General features: G+C 66.2%; 13 protein-coding genes. 8 read left to right on the top strand and 5 right to left on the bottom strand.

The window, feature by feature from the left end; all coding sequences use genetic code 11:
• Positions 1–29 precede the first annotated feature (29 nt).
• Together ACM42_RS16830 and ACM42_RS16825 are read right to left on the bottom strand one after the other, a co-directional pair.
• On the bottom strand, positions 30–1,841 hold the full coding sequence (locus ACM42_RS16830) for an ABC-F family ATP-binding cassette domain-containing protein (protein ID WP_271529003.1): 1,812 nt from the start codon (positions 1,839–1,841) through the stop codon (positions 30–32).
• A gap of 2 nt (positions 1,842–1,843) precedes the next feature.
• Positions 1,844–2,335 carry a YaiI/YqxD family protein gene (locus ACM42_RS16825; RefSeq protein WP_271529002.1) on the bottom strand — a complete coding sequence of 164 codons (492 nt, stop codon included), beginning with the start codon at positions 2,333–2,335 and terminating at the stop codon, positions 1,844–1,846.
• Between the two features lie 105 nt (positions 2,336–2,440).
• On the opposite strand from ACM42_RS16825, the gene ACM42_RS16820 reads away from it, so the two are divergent.
• Positions 2,441–3,241, top strand: coding sequence for a hypothetical protein (locus ACM42_RS16820; RefSeq protein ID WP_271529001.1), 801 nt, complete (start codon positions 2,441–2,443; stop codon positions 3,239–3,241).
• A 135-nt stretch (positions 3,242–3,376) separates the two neighbouring features.
• Here the strand turns inward: ACM42_RS16820 and ACM42_RS16815 are convergent, their stop codons facing one another.
• Positions 3,377–5,749, bottom strand: a complete 2,373-nt coding sequence (locus ACM42_RS16815) for a xanthine dehydrogenase family protein molybdopterin-binding subunit (protein ID WP_271529000.1) — start codon at positions 5,747–5,749, stop codon at positions 3,377–3,379.
• Between the two features lie 209 nt (positions 5,750–5,958).
• Between ACM42_RS16815 and ACM42_RS16810 the strand changes: the two genes are divergently transcribed.
• Together ACM42_RS16810 and ACM42_RS16805 are read left to right on the top strand one after the other, a co-directional pair.
• Positions 5,959–7,032 (top strand): Ppx/GppA phosphatase family protein, encoded by a 1,074-nt coding sequence (locus tag ACM42_RS16810; protein WP_028178444.1) that lies wholly within the window; start codon positions 5,959–5,961, stop codon positions 7,030–7,032.
• A 1-nt stretch (position 7,033) separates the two neighbouring features.
• The gene (locus ACM42_RS16805; RefSeq protein ID WP_271528999.1) at positions 7,034–7,714 is read left to right on the top strand and encodes an RlmE family RNA methyltransferase; all 681 of its coding nucleotides are present in this window, start codon (positions 7,034–7,036) and stop codon (positions 7,712–7,714) included.
• Positions 7,715–7,921: 207 nt separating this feature from the next.
• Here the strand turns inward: ACM42_RS16805 and ACM42_RS16800 are convergent, their stop codons facing one another.
• Positions 7,922–9,412, bottom strand: a complete 1,491-nt coding sequence (locus ACM42_RS16800) for an MFS transporter (protein WP_035675453.1) — start codon at positions 9,410–9,412, stop codon at positions 7,922–7,924.
• 387 nt (positions 9,413–9,799) lie between these two features.
• Here ACM42_RS16800 and guaB point away from each other — a divergent pair, with 387 nt between their 5' ends.
• The 3 genes from guaB to ACM42_RS16785 all read left to right on the top strand — a co-directional run bounded on the left by guaB (position 9,800) and on the right by ACM42_RS16785 (position 12,937).
• Positions 9,800–11,293, top strand: a complete 1,494-nt coding sequence (gene guaB, locus ACM42_RS16795; protein WP_028178447.1) for an IMP dehydrogenase — start codon at positions 9,800–9,802, stop codon at positions 11,291–11,293.
• Positions 11,294–11,463: 170 nt separating this feature from the next.
• Positions 11,464–12,486, top strand: coding sequence for an NADP-dependent oxidoreductase (locus tag ACM42_RS16790; protein WP_271528998.1), 1,023 nt, complete (start codon positions 11,464–11,466; stop codon positions 12,484–12,486).
• A 151-nt stretch (positions 12,487–12,637) separates the two neighbouring features.
• On the top strand, positions 12,638–12,937 hold the full coding sequence (locus ACM42_RS16785; protein WP_271528997.1) for a hypothetical protein: 300 nt from the start codon (positions 12,638–12,640) through the stop codon (positions 12,935–12,937).
• A gap of 14 nt (positions 12,938–12,951) precedes the next feature.
• Here the strand turns inward: ACM42_RS16785 and ACM42_RS16780 are convergent, their stop codons facing one another.
• The gene (locus ACM42_RS16780) at positions 12,952–13,794 is read right to left on the bottom strand and encodes a metallophosphoesterase family protein (RefSeq protein WP_271528996.1); all 843 of its coding nucleotides are present in this window, start codon (positions 13,792–13,794) and stop codon (positions 12,952–12,954) included.
• 289 nt (positions 13,795–14,083) lie between these two features.
• Between ACM42_RS16780 and ACM42_RS16775 the strand changes: the two genes are divergently transcribed.
• Both ACM42_RS16775 and ACM42_RS16770 read left to right on the top strand, forming a co-directional pair.
• Entirely contained in the window at positions 14,084–14,506 is a 423-nt protein-coding gene (locus tag ACM42_RS16775) for an MAPEG family protein (protein WP_271528995.1), read from the top strand.
• A 67-nt stretch (positions 14,507–14,573) separates the two neighbouring features.
• Entirely contained in the window at positions 14,574–15,875 is a 1,302-nt protein-coding gene (locus tag ACM42_RS16770; protein WP_271528994.1) for an RsmB/NOP family class I SAM-dependent RNA methyltransferase, read from the top strand.
• The last annotated feature ends 155 nt before the right edge of the window (positions 15,876–16,030 follow it).

Below are 16,030 nucleotides of genomic sequence, written 5' to 3'. Positions count from 1 at the left end.
AACCGGTACCCACTTTTGCGGAATACGCGCTATGCCTGTTCAATCTCTTCGCGGAGCATTTCGAGTTCGAGCCAGCGCTCTTCGGCAGCAGACAATTCTTCATGCGCCTTGGCGATCGCGGCGGAGGTTTCGTCGAATTTCCTGCGATCCCTGGTGTAGAGATCGGGATCGTCGAGCACGCGCTGCAATCTTGCAATATCTGCCTGCAACGTCTCCATCTTCTTCGGCAGCGTTTCCAGCGCGTGTTTCTCGTTGAAGCTCAGCTTCCGCTTGGGCGCCGATGAGGCAGCAGTAGGCCGCTCCTCTTTCTTCTCCGCCAGGGCTTGCGCCTTCGCCGCCTCACGCTTGAGGTCGGCGCCGCGCTGCGCCAGCATGTCGCTGTAGCCGCCGGCATATTCGACCCACTTGCCGTTGCCCTCAGGCGCGATCACGGAGGTGACGACGCGGTCGAGAAAATCGCGGTCGTGGCTGATCAGGATCACCGTGCCTTCGTAGTCGCCGAGCATCTCCTCGAGCACGTCGAGCGTCTCGAGATCGAGATCGTTGGTCGGCTCGTCCAGCACCAGGAGGTTCGACGGCTTTGCCAGCGCGCGCGCCAGCATCAGCCGGCCGCGTTCGCCGCCCGAGAGTACTTCGAGCGGCGTGCCGCGCTGCTCCTGCGCGAACAGAAAGTCCTTCATGTAGCCGACGACATGCTTCGGCTTGCCGCCCACCATGATTTGGTCGCCGCGGCCACCGGTCAGCGCTTCCGCCAGCGTCGACTTGGGATCGAGGCTTTCGCGGTGCTGGTCGAGCGTCGCCATCTCCAGATTGGCACCCAACCGCACCGTACCGGAATCAGGTTGCATGCCGCCGGTGAGCAGGTTGACCAGCGTGGTCTTGCCGGCGCCGTTCGGGCCGATGATGCCGAGCCGGTCGCCACGCTGGATGCGGGTGGAAAAGTTCTCGACGATCTTGCGCTCGCCATAGGCCTTGGTGATGGATTTCGCCTCGATCACCAGCTTGCCGGATTGCTCGGCTTCAGCCGCCGCCAGATTGGCGCTGCCGGCGGTGCCGCGATAGTTGCGGCGCTGGTCGCGTAGCGCATGCAGATTGGCGAGCCGCTTGACGTTGCGCTTGCGCCGGCCGGAGACGCCGTGGCGCAGCCAGTGCTCCTCGTCGACGATCTTGCGGTCGAGCTTGTGCTGGTCGCGCTCTTCTTCCGCCAGCACTTCGTCGCGCCAGCTCTCGAACGAGGCAAAGCCGCGGTCGATCTGCTTGATCCTGCCGCGGTCGAGCCAGGCGGTGGAGCGCGAGAGATTGCTGAGAAAGCGGCGGTCGTGGCTGATGATCACCAGCGCGCTGCGGCGGCTGTCGAGCTCCTTTTCCAGCCATTCGATGGTGGAGAGATCGAGATGGTTGGTCGGCTCGTCCAGCAGCAGGATGTCGGGCGAGGGCGCAAGCACATACGCCAGCGCCGCGCGGCGGGCCTCGCCGCCGGAGAGATTGTGCGGGTTCTCGTTGCCGGTCAGCCCGAGCTGCTCCAGCAGATAGCGCGCCTGGTAAGGATCGTCGCCGGGGGCGAGGCCGGCCTCGACATAGGCAAGGATGGTCTTGTGCTCGCCAAAGTCGGGCTCCTGCGGCAGGTAGCGAACCGTGGCGCCCGGCTGCACGAAGCGCGTGCCGGAGTCGGGCTCGACGAGGCCGGCCGCGATCTTGAGCAGCGTCGACTTGCCTGAGCCGTTGCGGCCGATCAGGCAGACGCGCTCGGATGGCGCGACGTTGAGCTCCACGCCTGACAACAGCGGCGTGCCGCCGAAGGTCAGCCTGATGTCTTTCAACTGGATCAGCGGCGGCGCCATGGTCAGCCCTGACTCGTGGCGGCCGCATCCGTGCGGCGGCGCTGGATCCGGCGCAGCGTCTGGTCGAGCGCCGAGAGGAAGGCGGAGCGGTCACGCGGCGCGAACGATCGCGGTCCGCCGGTGACTTCGCCGGCCGAGCGCAGATCGGTCATCAGGTTGCGCACCGCCAGCGTCATCCCGATCGATTCTTCCGTGAAGGGCTTTCCATTCGGCGCGATCACGTCGGCGCCCGCCTTCACGCACCGGCTGGCCAGCGGAATGTCGGATGTCACGACGACGTCGCCGGGCCTGGCGCGCTCCGCGATCCAGTCGTCCGCGGCGTCCATGCCGGCACCTGCGGCGATCCGCTCGATCAACGGGTCCTGCGGCACGCGAATGAAATTGCCGGCGACGACGCTCACGGGAACGCCGTGCCGGAGCGCGACACGGTAGATCTCGTCCTTCACCGGACAGGCGTCGGCGTCGACATAGATGCGGGTGGGGGTGTCAGTCATTCGCCGCGTGGTACCCCATTCGGGCCCTAAAGGCGAGGGGATTGACCCCGGTTCCTCAGGCCCTACGATCGCTCCTGAACAACAAGAAAACAGGGAAGATGCCCCATGCCGAACCGGCTCGAAACCTACCGCGTCACGGCCTACAACACCGCCAAGCAGTCCGAGAACAAGATGCATGACGACACGGTGGCACGCCGCTTCGGCTTTTCCGGCGGACTGGTCCCCGGCGTCGATGTGTTCGCCTACATGATGCACGTGCCGATCGCGCGCTGGGGGCGCGATTTTCTGTCGCGCGGGCTGGTCGAGGCCCGCTTCATCAAGCCGGTCTATGACGGCGAGACCGCCGATGTCGATGCCACCGAGCACAACGGCCTGCTCACGGTCGAGGTGTTCAGCCGCACCGAGCTTTGCGCCACGGGGACGGCCTCGCTGCCGGCGAAGGCGCCTGTCGTGTCATTGAGCGACTATGTCGAGGTCCCCGCGGTTGCCGAGCGAAAGCCGGTCAGCCCGGCGACCTTCGAGACCGGAAAATGGCTGGGCACAGCGCCGCGTCGCTGGGCCGGACAGGACGCAACGGATTATCTCGCCGACATCAGGGAGGCCGATCCGATCTTCGCGCGCGAGGGGCTTGGCCATCCCGGCCTGATCCAGCGCGTCATGAACCGTGTCCTCGTCGACAACACCATTCTGGGGCCCTGGATTCATGTCGGCAGCCGCATGCAGCTGCTGTCCGCCGCACGCGCCGGCGACGAGATCACGGCACGGGCGAAGGTCACCGCCAACTACGAGAAGAAAGGCCATCGCTTCGTCGAGCTCGACGCCCTCGTCGTCGCCAATGGCACGACGCCACTGGCGCACTGCCAGCACATAGCGATCTACCAGCCGCGAGAGCAGGCGGCGGCGTAGGAAAGGCGCACATCGTCACCACGTCGTCATGCCCGGGCTTGTCCCGGGCATCCACGTTCTTGGTACGCAGTGGCATGGATGGCCGGGTCAAGCCCGGCCATGACGGCGGAGAGTGTGTGTGGGCTCTTGCGCCCTTTACGCCGCCTTGGCTTTAGCCTCCTGGATCGCCTGCCACACGCGCTCCGGGGTCAGCGGCATGTCGATGTGCTTGATGCCGTACTCGGAGAGAGCATCGATCACCGCGTTCACCACGGTCGACAGGCTGCCGGCGCAGCCGGCTTCGCCGCAGCCCTTGCTGCCGAGCGGATTGGTCGTGGCCGGCACCGGGTGGTCGCCGACCGCCATGTTCGGCACGTCCTCGGCGCGGGGCAGGGCGTAGTCCATCAGCGAGCCCGTGATCGGCTGGCCGCTCTCGTCGTAGCGGACGTGCTCCATCAGCGCCTGGCCGATGCCCTGGACCACGCCGCCGTGGAGCTGGCCCGCGACCAGCATCGGGTTGATCACCGTGCCGAAATCGTTCACCGCGCTATAGCGCACGATCTGCACCACGCCGGTCTCGGGATCGATCTCGACCTCGGCGACATGGCAGCCGTTCGGGAAGGCTGACGGCACCGGCTCGCTGGTGTGGTCGACGCCGAGCGAGTCAGGCACACCCTCCGGCACCTTGCCGTCGTGCAGCTTCTTGGCCAGCTCCATGATGTCGATGCTGCGGTCGGTGCCGGCGATGGTGAAGCTGCCATCGGCGAACTCGATGTCTGCTTCGGAGGCCTCCAGCATATGCGCGGCGGCGCGCTTGCCTTTCTCGATCACGAGCTTGGCGGCGCCCACGATCGCCATGCCGCTCGCGGTGATGGAGCGCGAGCCGCCAGTGCCGTTGCCGGTGTGGACGATGTCGCTGTCGCCCTGCACGAGCTTGACGCTCTCGAAGGGGACGCCCAGCTGCTGGCACAGCACTTGCGCGAACGGCGTCGCATGACCCTGCCCGTAGTCGAGCGTGCCGGTGATGAGCTGCACGGTGCCGTCTGGATCGAACACGATCTTGCCGAGCTCGGGGCTCGGCGGCGCGGTGACCTCGAGATAGGAGCCGACCGCGATGCCGCGCAGCTTGCCGGCCTTCTTGCTCTCCTTCTTGCGCTTGGCGAAATTCTCGTGGTCGGAAATCTCGAGCGCCTTGTTGAACACGGCCTGGAAGTCGCCGCTGTCATAGGTGACGCCGGAGGAGGCCGGGAACGGAATCTGGTTCGGCTTGATGAAGTTGCGCCTGCGCAAGGTCAGCCGGTCGATGCTCATCTCGTCGGCGGCGCGGTCGATCAGCCGCTCCATGTAGTAGTTCGCCTCGGGCCGGCCGGCGCCGCGATAGGCGCCCATCAACGTGGTGTTGGTCAGCACCGTCTTGATGTCGACCGCCATCAGCGGCGTGCGATAGACGCTGGAGAAATTCTTGCCGGTGTTGAGCGAGAGCGGCCCCGGCGCGACGCCGGTGATGTAGGCGCCGAGATTGCCGTAACCGGACAGCTTCGCCGCGAGGAAATGCCCCTCGGCATCGAGCGCGAGCTCGGCATGGATCCTTTGCGCGCGGCCGTGGCTGTCGGAGAGGAAGCTGGTGGAGCGCTCATCAAGCCACTTCACCGGACGTCCCAGCGCCTTGGCCGCATACAGGATGCACATGTATTCGGGATAGTTGATGTTTTTCATGCCGAAGGAACCGCCGACATTGGCGGTGAGGATGCGCACCTTGTCGTTCGGCACGTTGAGGTTCTTGGCGAGATTGGCGCGGTTGCCGGCCACGCCTTGCGTCGGCACCTGAAGCGTGTAGCGCTCAGTCTTCTTGTCGTAGGAGGCAAGGCCAACACGCGGCTCCATCGAGACCACGGCGACGCGGGTGTTCTCGATGTCGAGCTTTGTGACATGGGCCGCGCTGGCAAAGGCCGCGTTGACGTTGTCCATGTCGCCATAATGGTAGTCGAGCGCGACGTTATCAGGGATGTGGTCGTAAAGCTGCGGCGCGCCGGGCTTGGCGGCTTCCTCGGGATCGGTCACCGCGGGCAGCGGCTCGATGTCGAGCTCGACCGCCTCGGCGGCGTCGCGCGCCTGCGCCAGTGTCTCCGCGACCACGAAGGCGACGGGATCGCCGACGAAGCGGACCTTGTCGGTCGCGAGCGGCTGGCGGTTGGTCTGGAGCAGGGGCGAGCCGTCACGGCTCTTCAGCGGCAGGCCGCAGGTGAAGGGGCCATAGCCGGCGGCATCGAGATCCTTGCCGGTCCACACCCCCAGCACACCCGGCATCGCCTTGGCGGCCTCGCTGTTGATGCCGCGGATGATGCCATGGGCATGGGTGGAGCGGACGATCACGGCGTAGGCCTGGCCGGGCAGGTTGAAATCGTCGGTGTAGCGGCCCTTGCCGCGTACCAGCGTGTCGTCCTCCTTGCGGCGGACCGGTTGCCCGACGCCATATTTTTGCAGTGCAATAGCGTTCTCGAGCGTGGACGATTTGGTGTGTTCTTGCATGGAATTGACCTGAAAAGCCGGCATTTGCGCATTTTCGCGGCAGCGGGGGACCGGACTTTCCTCAGATAACCCACCACCCCGTTCACGACAACGCACGAATGGGCATGGTCCCATGTGATGCGTTGTTGCGCAGGCCTGCCGCGCTGCTAATGTTTCAGGCGAAAAATCAATTCCAGACCGGCCCGACCGGCCGCGGAAAGACAATTTGTATGAATGACCACACGCGGCTCCGCGCCGGCCATGGGCCGCACGGCGAGCTGGAGGGGTCGATGGCGGCGGTGGCGTTGGCCGCCGATCCGGCCATTGGCGCGCAAGCGCCGGGAACCGGCGTCTATGCGGCGCTGGACCTCGGCACCAACAATTGCAGGCTGCTGATCGCCTGTCCGACCCACGACGGCTTTCGTGTGGTCGATTCCTTCTCACGCATCATCCGGCTCGGCGAGGGCGTCTCCGCGACCGGGTGCATCAGCGAGGCCGCGATCGAGCGCGCCATCGCGGCGCTCAGCATTTGCCGCGACAAGATCAATCTGCGGAAGGCGCGGCGGCTGCGGCTGATCGCGACCGAAGCCTGCCGCGCCGCCTCGAACGCGGAAGGCTTTCGGAGCCGCGTCGCGGCCGAGACCGGCATCGAGCTCGAGGTGATCGACCGCGAGACCGAGGCCTCGCTCGCCGTGCTCGGCTGCTCGCCGCTGGTCGACCCCAGAGGACGCGGCGCGATCCTGTTCGACATCGGCGGCGGCTCGACCGAGCTGGTGCGGATCGAGCGCGATCCCGCAAATCCGCAGCCGCGCATCAAGGCCTGGATGTCGATCCCGTACGGTGTGGTCACGCTCGCCGAGCAGTTCGGCGGCCGCGACGTGACGCCCGGGATCTATGCCGCGATGGAGCGCGAGGTCGCAAACCATGTCGCCCCGTTCGCGGAGGAGCACGGCCGCGATCTCACCGATATGCACCTGCTCGGCACGTCCGGCACGGTGACGACGCTCGCCGGCATCCATCTCAACCTGCCGCGCTACGACCGCCGCCGTATCGACAGCATCTGGATGAACGATCCGGACATCACCGCGACCATCAGCAGGCTGCTCGGCATGAGCTACGAGGAGCGCGCGAACAACAGCTGCATCAGCGTCGAGCGCGCCGACCTCGTGCTGGCCGGCTGCGCCATCCTCGATGCCATCCGCCGCGCCTTTCCGCTGCCGCGCCTGCGCGTCGCCGACCGCGGCCTGCGCGAGGGCATGCTGGTCGAGATGATGCGCGAGGACGGCGCGCTCAGGAGCTGGTGAGATGGCGAAAGACACCACCGGCCGCTTGCACGTCCAGGTCAAGACCGGCGGCAAGCGCAAATTGTCGTCCAAGCTCTGGCTGGAGCGGCAGCTCAACGATCCCTATGTCGCGAAAGCCAAGGCGGCAGGTTATCGCTCGCGCGCGGCGTTCAAGCTTTTGGAGATCGACGACAAGTATCGGCTGTTGAAACCCGGCATGGCCGTGGTCGACCTCGGCGCCGCGCCCGGCGGCTGGAGCCAGATCGCCGCCAAGCGCGTCGGCTCCGCGGAAGGCAAGGGCAGGGTCGTCGCGATCGACCTGCTGGAGATGCCCGAGATCCCCGGCGTCGATTTCGCGCAGCTCGACTTCATGGACAATGACGCGCCGGAAAAGCTCACCGCGATGCTCGGCGGCAAGGCGGACGTCGTGATGTCCGACATGGCCGCCAACACCACCGGCCACCGCAAGACCGACCAGCTCCGCATCGTCGGCCTGGTCGAGACAGCCGCTGCGTTTGCCTGCGACGTGCTCAAGCCCGGCGGCACGTTCCTCGCCAAGACGTTCCAGAGCGGCGCCGACGCCGAGCTGCTGGCCCAGCTCAAGCGCGACTTTGCGACGGTGCGCCATGTGAAACCGGCTGCGAGCCGGCAGGATTCCTCGGAGCGCTACGTGCTGGCGACGGGATTTCGGGCCGGGACCTGAGCCAATCTCGATGTCGTCCCGGACAAGCGTAACTCCATGCAACGCGAAGCGTTGCCTGGAGCGGAGCGCCGATCCGGGACCCATACCCACAGGGAGGAGTTTGGCGAAAACTCGGAGTGGGAGCCTCGCACTTCGACTCCTTCCTGTGGTTATGGGTCCCTGCGTTCGCAGGGACGACACTGAATGCGTGGGGTCATTCGTCGCCAATCACCCCAGCCGCTGGTCCCGAACGTCCTGCGTATCCTCGCTCGCCGCCTTGACGGCGGCTTTCGCCGCGCCTTTACCGGCGCCCTTGCGGCTCGCGATCTCCACGGCCTTGCGGCCGGAGATCTCGTTGCCGGCGTCGGCGGGCATCTGCCAGAAGAACCAGCTCGATGCCGCGGAGGTCAGCGCCACCACGACGAAGGCCGGCGCGAATACGGTGGCGTTGAGCTCGCTGACATGGCTGAACCACATCGTGGTCTCGACACAGGCCGCGCCGACGGCGACGCCGGCCGAGACCGCGAGCTGCTGGTTGACGCTGACGAGGGTGGTGGCACGGCTCATCTGCGCGGTCTCGACCTCGGCATAGGCGACCGTGTTGATCGCGGTGAACTCCAGCGAGCGGAAGAAGCCGCCGACCACCAGGATGACCATGATGATCAGCAGCGGCGTCGACACCGTGAACAGCGCGCAGACGCCGAGGAAGAACGCGCTGACGATCGCGTTCACCGTCATCAGATTGCGGAAGCCGAAGGTGCGGATGATGCGCGCGGCCAGCGTCTTCATGCCCATCGCGCCGAGCGAGGAGGCGAAGGTGACGAGGCCGGAATGGAACGGCGTCAGCCCGAAGCCGATCTGCATCAGGAGCGGCAGCAGGAACGGCAGCGCGCCGATGCCGAGGCGGAACAGGAAGCCGCCGAACACGGCCGCGCGCAGCGTCGGCAGCTTCAGAAGCGAGAAATCCAGCACCGGCGATCCCGTGCGCCGGGCATGGATGACGTAGAGCGTCATCGAGATCGCACCGCCCGCGATCAAGGCGGCAACGGTGCTCCACGGCAGCAGATTGAGGCCGGCAACCGACAGGCCGAAGGCGATGCCTGCGAGTCCCAGCCCAGCGAGCACCATGCCGTAGAGATCGAACGGCTCGCGTTCCTCGCTCTTGATCGGATCGATGAAGCGCAAGGCCATGAAGATGCCGAGCAGCCCGATCGGGATGTTGATCAGGAAGATCCAGTGCCAGGACGCGTAGGTGGTGATGAAGCCGCCGAGCGGCGGGCCGATCACGGGGCCTATGAGGGCAGGGACCGTCACCCAGGCCATGGCATTGACCAGCGCACTCTTGTCGACCGAGCGCAACAGCACGAGGCGTCCGACCGGCGTCATCATCGCGCCGCCCATGCCTTGCAGGATGCGCGCGAAGACGAAGTCGGTGACCGAGGTCGAGAGCGCGCAGCCGACCGAGCCGACCATGAACACCCCGACCGCGATCGCGAACACCATGCGCGCGCCGAACCGGTCGGCGGTCCAGCCGCTCGCCGGAATGAACACCGCCAGCGACAGCAGATAGGAGGTGATCGCGAGCTTCAGCGTCAGCGGGCTGGTGCCGATGTCGGCCGCGATCGCCGGCAGCGAGGTGGCGATCACCGTCGAGTCCATGTTCTCCATGAAGAGAGCAGTGGCCACGATCAGCGGAATGACGCGTTGCTTGTCGACCATGACGGATTGGTAATGAAATCGGGAGAAAGGACGGAGTTGCGGCTTATCATCGCCGTCCGCCCAGGACCATTCGGATCGGCGCATGGCACCCAGATCGGCCGTAACAACGGTGTGACCCGCGGCCTCCCGTCCGTCGTCATTCCCGGGCGCGCCTCCTGGCGCGAGACGGCGGATGCCCGCCGCCGGGCGATCCCCCCGAATTGACCTAAAAATCCCTGTGCATGGCTGGCCAGCGGCCCGAATTGCTTTGATTCGTCACGCGGCCGTGCTATCGACCCGCGTCAACCCCACCGATGGGCTCCGATTCTCCGGCGATGCCGCAAGGTACGCCGAGGGCGGCGCTCATCCATAAGCATTTGCGGCAGGGCCGCAGGAAGGAGTTGGCAGATGGCCACGGTGCAACTTCAAGGCATCCGCGAAGCCCTTACGTTCGACGACGTGCTGTTGAAGCCGGGCCTGTCCGACGTCATGCCGGGCGAGGTCGATATCCGTTCCCGCGTCACCCGCGCCATTCCGCTCAACATTCCGATCATGGCCTCCGCCATGGACACGGTCACCGAGGCGCGCATGGCGATCGCCATGGCGCAGGCCGGCGGCCTCGGCGTCATCCACCGCAATTTCGATCCCGAAGGGCAGGCTGCCCAGGTGCGGCAGGTCAAGCGCTACGAGTCCGGCATGGTGGTGAACCCGCTCACCATCAGCCCCGAGGCCACGCTCGACGACGCGCTGAAGCTGATGAGCGATCACGGCATCTCCGGCATTCCCGTCGTCACCGGCGCGGGCAAGTCCACGCCCGGCAAGCTGGTCGGCATTCTCACCAACCGCGACGTGCGGTTTGCGACCAATCGCCAGCAAAAAATCTCCGAGCTGATGACGCACGAAAACCTCGTCACGGTCCGTGAGAATGTCAGCCAGGACGAGGCGCGGCGCATGCTGCACCAGCACCGCATCGAGAAGCTGCTCGTCGTCGACGAGCAATATCGCTGCGTCGGTCTCATCACCGTGAAGGACATGGAGAAGGCGGTCGCCCATCCGCTCGCCTGCAAGGACGCGCAAGGGCGCCTGCGCGTCGCTGCGGCCACCACCGTCGGCGATACCGGCTTCGAGCGCACCGAGCGCCTGATCGATGCCGGCGTCGACCTCGTCGTCGTCGACACCGCGCATGGCCATTCCCGTCACGTGCTGCACGCAGTGAACCGCATCAAGCGCCTGTCCAACTCGGTGCAGGTCGTCGCCGGCAACGTCGCCACCACCGAAGGCGCGCAGGCGCTGATCGACGCAGGCGCGGATTGCATCAAGGTCGGCATCGGCCCGGGCTCGATCTGCACCACCCGCATCGTCGCCGGCGTCGGCGTGCCCCAGCTCACCGCGATCATGGATGCGGTGGAAGCGGCGAAGAAGTCCGACATCCCGGTCATCGCCGACGGCGGCATCAAATACTCCGGCGACCTTGCCAAAGCGCTTGCCGCCGGTGCCGACATCGCCATGGTGGGCTCGCTGCTCGCCGGCACCGACGAGACGCCCGGGGAAGTGTTCTTGTGGCAGGGCCGTTCCTACAAGGCCTATCGCGGCATGGGCTCGGTCGGTGCGATGGCGCGCGGATCGGCCGACCGCTATTTCCAGCAGGACATCAAGGACACGCTCAAGCTCGTGCCTGAAGGCATCGAGGGCCAGGTGCCCTACAAGGGTGCGGTCGGCCACGTCATGCACCAGCTCGCCGGCGGCCTGCGCGCCGCGATGGGCTATGTCGGCGCACGCGACATGAAGGAGCTGCACGAGAAGGCCCAGTTCGTCCGCATCACCGGCGCCGGCCTGCGCGAAAGCCACGTCCACGACGTGACGATTACGCGCGAGAGCCCGAACTATCCGGGCGGGGGTTAGTTCTCGGTCTCGTGCCCCGGACGCAGCGCAGCACCTCTTCGGTGATGCGCCGCAGAGCCGGGACACGAGAGTCGCGTGGCTCGGCGACCGTCCATGCCATCGCTTTTGTATTGACGCGCTTCGCTCCCTCCGCTTCCGTTCGCGCCGAAGCAAATTTGGAGGAAGCCATCGTGTCCCAAGGCAAACGCATCGTTCTCGCCGCGCGTCCGGTCGGCGAACCCAGGCCGTCTGATTTTCGCCTGGAGGAATTCGCAGTTCCGACGCCCGGGCAGGGTGAAGTCCTGCTGCGCACGATCTGGCTGTCGCTCGATCCCTATATGCGCGGGCGCATGAGCGAGGGGCCGTCCTACGCGGCACCAGTGCCGATTGGCGGGGTGATGGAGGGCGAGGCGGTCAGCGAGGTCGCGGCCTCCAACAATCCCGATTTCGCGGTCGGCGACATCGTGCGCATCCGCTCCGGCTGGCAGACGCATGCGATCTCGAACGGCAAGGGCCTGATCAAGGTCGATCCCAAGCTCGGGCCGATCTCGACCTCGATCGGCGTGCTCGGCATGCCGGGCATGACGGCCTACACCGGCCTGCTCGACATCGGCAAGCCGCAACCCGGCGAGACCGTCGTCGTTGCCGGTGCCTCTGGCGCGGTCGGCTCGGCCGTCGGCCAGATCGCCAGGATCAAGGGCGCACGCGCGGTCGGCATCGCCGGCGGCAAGGACAAGTGCGACTACGTGGTCAAGGAGCTCGGCTTCGATGCCTGTATCGATCACCGCGATCCCGATCTCGCCGCCAGGCTCAAGGAGGCCTGCCCGAAGGGGATCGACGTCTATTTCGAGAATGTCGGCGGCGCCGTGTTCGAAGCTGTGTTCCCGCTGCTCAATCCATTCGCGCGCGTGCCCGTCTGCGGCCTGATCGCCCATTACAACGACACCGAGGCCAAGCCGCCGAAATGGGCCGGCGCGATGATGCGCAACATCCTCACCAAGCGGCTGACCTTCCGCGGCTTCATCGTTTCCGACTTCGCCGCACGCCATGGCGACTTCCTGCGGGACATGTCCGCCTGGGTTCGCGACGGCAAGGTCAAGTACAAGGAATTCGTCACCGAGGGCCTGGAGAGTGCGCCCGGCGCCTTCATGGGCCTCCTGAAGGGCGCCAATTTCGGCAAGCAGCTGGTGCGGGTGGGACCGGACAAGGCCTGAGCCGCCGCTTCCGGCCCCCGTAGGGGGCGGGAATGGTTAAGAAAGAGTCACCGATCGGCCACACCTGCTGGCAAAAGCCGCAGGTGTGTGCGCCGGTTGATTGACGGGCCGACGAAGGCATTGAATCATCGCGGATATTTTAGGTGCTGCGATGTTAGAGATTGGTATTTTGTGCGTCATTGTGCTGGCCGCCGGCTATTGGGCGACCATGTTCGTCATGGGCCGCCGCGATGACGTCATCCATGGCAAGTTCGTCCACGTCGACGAAGAGGGGGATTTTGCGCAGGCCGTGATGCCGGCGCCGCCACCGCCGTTCCCGAGGCGTCCGGTCAAGGTTGCGCAAACTACCGGGCAACCGCCTGCCAATGGTCCGGCGGCCAAGCCAGTGAACAGCGAGGCGCTGCAATCCTTGCTCGCCGCGATCCAGCAGGATCTCAAGAGCGTCGCCTGAGAACCAGTCGCGAGCTAATGCTCGCCGCCCATCTGGAGGAGCAACTCCTCGATGTCGACGTCCACCTGGCCCGCCGCGCGGACGTGACGAACCTCGAGACTGTCGGGCTGGAAGCGGTATTCGACGAGCCCGACTTCCTTGATCGCGATCCGGTCCTGGCGCTGATCGTTGATGACGAAACCGGCCGACGGCGCCCAGACGTGGCGGGTGCGGCGCCAGGTGAAGTCGCGGCGCTGGTGCACGTGACCGCTGGCGATGAGACGCAGGTCGACATTCCCGAACATCTCGATCAGCCGCGCCCGCGCCGGCTGCGGCACATAGCGGATCGAGGTCTCCGGCGTCTCGGGGTCGTCGGGCAGGTTGAGAAACAGCGGCTTGTGCAGGAATAGCGCGACCGGCCTGCCGTTCGCGTGCGATAGCTCGGAGGCGAGCCAGTCGAACTGCTCGGCCTCGAAGCCAAGCCCTGAATTCATCACCAGCGAGTTGAGGCCGATGAAGCGCCAGCCCGCGGCGTCGAACGACCAATGGTCTTCGCCGATGATGTCGCAAAATTGCCGGCGGTGAGCCGGGCTGACCGGCGGCTTCGGCGCCGGCCCGATCGCGGTCGGATTGTCGCCGATGTCGTGATTGCCGGGCAGGTAGCGGCAGGCGACGGGCAGGGCGTCATGCAGGCCTTTCGCGAATTCGGCGTCGTCGCGGCTGGTCGGCCCGTCGAACGAGACGTCGCCGGTGTTGACGACGAGATCGGGCCTGTCGGCGTCGATGTGCTCGCTGATGCGGTGGAAGTTGGCGATCAGGCCGGGGAAGCGCCGGCCGAGATGGGTGTCGGAAATCTGGGTCAGGCGAAATTCGGGCATGCGATCATCCTACCCGTCGTCGCGCGTCGGCACGATGACGGCGCGGGCATCGATCGCAACGAACAAAGTTTAAAGCACGTGGTAGCGGAATGGTGTAGCCGTCCGCGCGGCGCGACGGGGCCGGCGAGCGGCGAGGCGATGCGGTCGGCGAGATGCCAGGGGCCGAAATCGCTTTAGCTGTCGATGGTTGGCCGCAAAGCCGGGAACGCCGGTTCAAGTCGTTCATTGTCAGCGGCAAAAGTCGCGGCTAATGACGGTACGCGGCATTTCGCCTCTCGGGAAAGTTCCGATGTCCGTTCAAATGGTTTTGCTGCCGGTCTTCGTGCAGGTCGCTCTCACCTTCGCGCTCTTGATCGGGATGGTCGTCGCGCGCCGCAAGACCCTGGTCTCCGGCGAAACCAGGATTCGCGACATTGCGCTGGGCGAGCCGAACTGGCCGAAGGGCGCCACACAAATCGCCAATTGCTACCGCAACCAGTTCGAGCTGCCGGTGCTGTTCTACGTCCTGATCGCGCTGGCATTGCCCTTGCGCCGCGCCGATCTCTTCATCGTGCTGATGTCCTGGGTGTTCGTCGTGGCGCGCTTTGCCCATGCCGGGATCTTCGTGTCCTCGAACGATCTGGGCCGGCGCTCCACCGTCTGGCTTGCCGGCGTGCTGGTGCTGCTGGCGATGTGGATGTACTTCGCGCTGAAGCTCTTGCTGCTGATCTGATCGCGCATGATCGGAAAAGTGGATCCCGGTTTTCCGATGAGATCATGCGCTAAACTGAAAGATTTAAATGACCCCCGCTGCCCGGCTGTCCGCAGCCATCGAACTGATCGACACCATCGAGAGGGACCGCGTGCCCGCGGCCAAGGCACTGAAGGAGTGGGGCACCGCGCACCGCTTCGCCGGCTCGGGCGACCGCGCCGCGATCGCCGGTCTCGTCTGGGACGTGCTGCGCCGCTACGCCTCGAGCGCGTTCCTGATGGATTCCGATACCGCGCGGGCCCGGCTGATCGGCATGCTCCGCCTCGAGCGCAATATGGACACGGCCACCATGGCCGCGCTGTTCGACGGCAGCCGGTTTGCGCCGGCGCCGCTGACCGAGGCCGAGCAGGCCGCGCTCGCCTCGCGCTCCCTCAAGGACGCGCCGGCCGCAGTCGCCGGCGACTATCCCGAATGGCTCGATCCGCATCTGGCAAAAGTGTTCGGTGAGGACCGCGCGGCGGAAGCCGCCGCGATGGCGAGCCGGGCGCCGCTCGATTTGCGCGTCAACACGCTAAAGTCCAATCGCGACAAGGTGCTGCGTGCACTTGCTCATCTTCATGCGAAACCGACGCCGTGGTCGGCAACGGGCCTGCGCATCGAGCTTTCGGCCGATGCGCGCAACCCGGGCATCCAGGCGGAAGAGGATTTCATCAAGGGCGCAATTGAAGTGCAGGATGAAGGATCGCAGCTGGCGGCCCAGCTTACCGCGGCAAAACCCGGCGAGCAGGTGATCGATCTCTGCGCCGGTGCCGGCGGCAAGACACTGGCGCTCGCGGCCATGATGCAGGGCAAGGGACGGCTGATCGCGACCGACAGCGACAAGCGCCAGCTCGCCCCGATCCATGAGCGGCTGTCGCGCGCCGGCGTCCACAATGCCGACGTTCGCACGCCCAAGGGCGAGGCCGATCCGGTGGCAGACATTCGCGCCTCGGCCGACCTCGTCGTGATCGACGCCCCCTGCACGGGAACCGGCACCTGGCGCCGCAATCCCGATGCCAAATGGCGCATGCGCCCGGGCGCGCTGGAGATCCGCCTGCGCGACCAGGCCGAGGTGCTCGCGCGCGCCGTGCCGCTGGTGAAGCCAGGTGGCCGCATCGCCTACATCACCTGCTCGGTGCTGGCGGAGGAGAACGGCGAACAGGTGAGGGCTTTCGTCGCGCGCCATCCCGAGTTCGGCGTGGTGCCGCCCGAGCAGACCGCGAGCGTGCTCTGGGACAGGGCGGAAGCTTTTGGCGAGGCCGCGCTCCGGTCGCCGGAAGGCTGGCTGATGACACCGCGACGGACCGGGACGGACGGGTTTTTCGTCTCGGTGCTGCGGAAGACGGCCTGATCAAGGCCGTCATTCCGGGGCGCGCGCAGCGCGAGCCCGGAATCCATTTGGCCGCAGAGAACGCTGTGTGATGGATTCCGGGCTCTCGCTTCGCGAGCCCCGGAATGACCGGGGCAAACAAAAGCCCCGCGGACCGGATCCCGGTCGCGGGGCTT

Origin of the sequence: Bradyrhizobium sp. CCBAU 25338 (genome assembly GCF_028128965.1) — a bacterium.
GTDB classification, from domain to species: domain Bacteria; phylum Pseudomonadota; class Alphaproteobacteria; order Rhizobiales; family Xanthobacteraceae; genus Bradyrhizobium; species Bradyrhizobium liaoningense.
The sequence above is the reverse complement of the archived record's forward strand: the minus strand, read 5'-3'. Positions and strand labels throughout refer to the sequence as shown.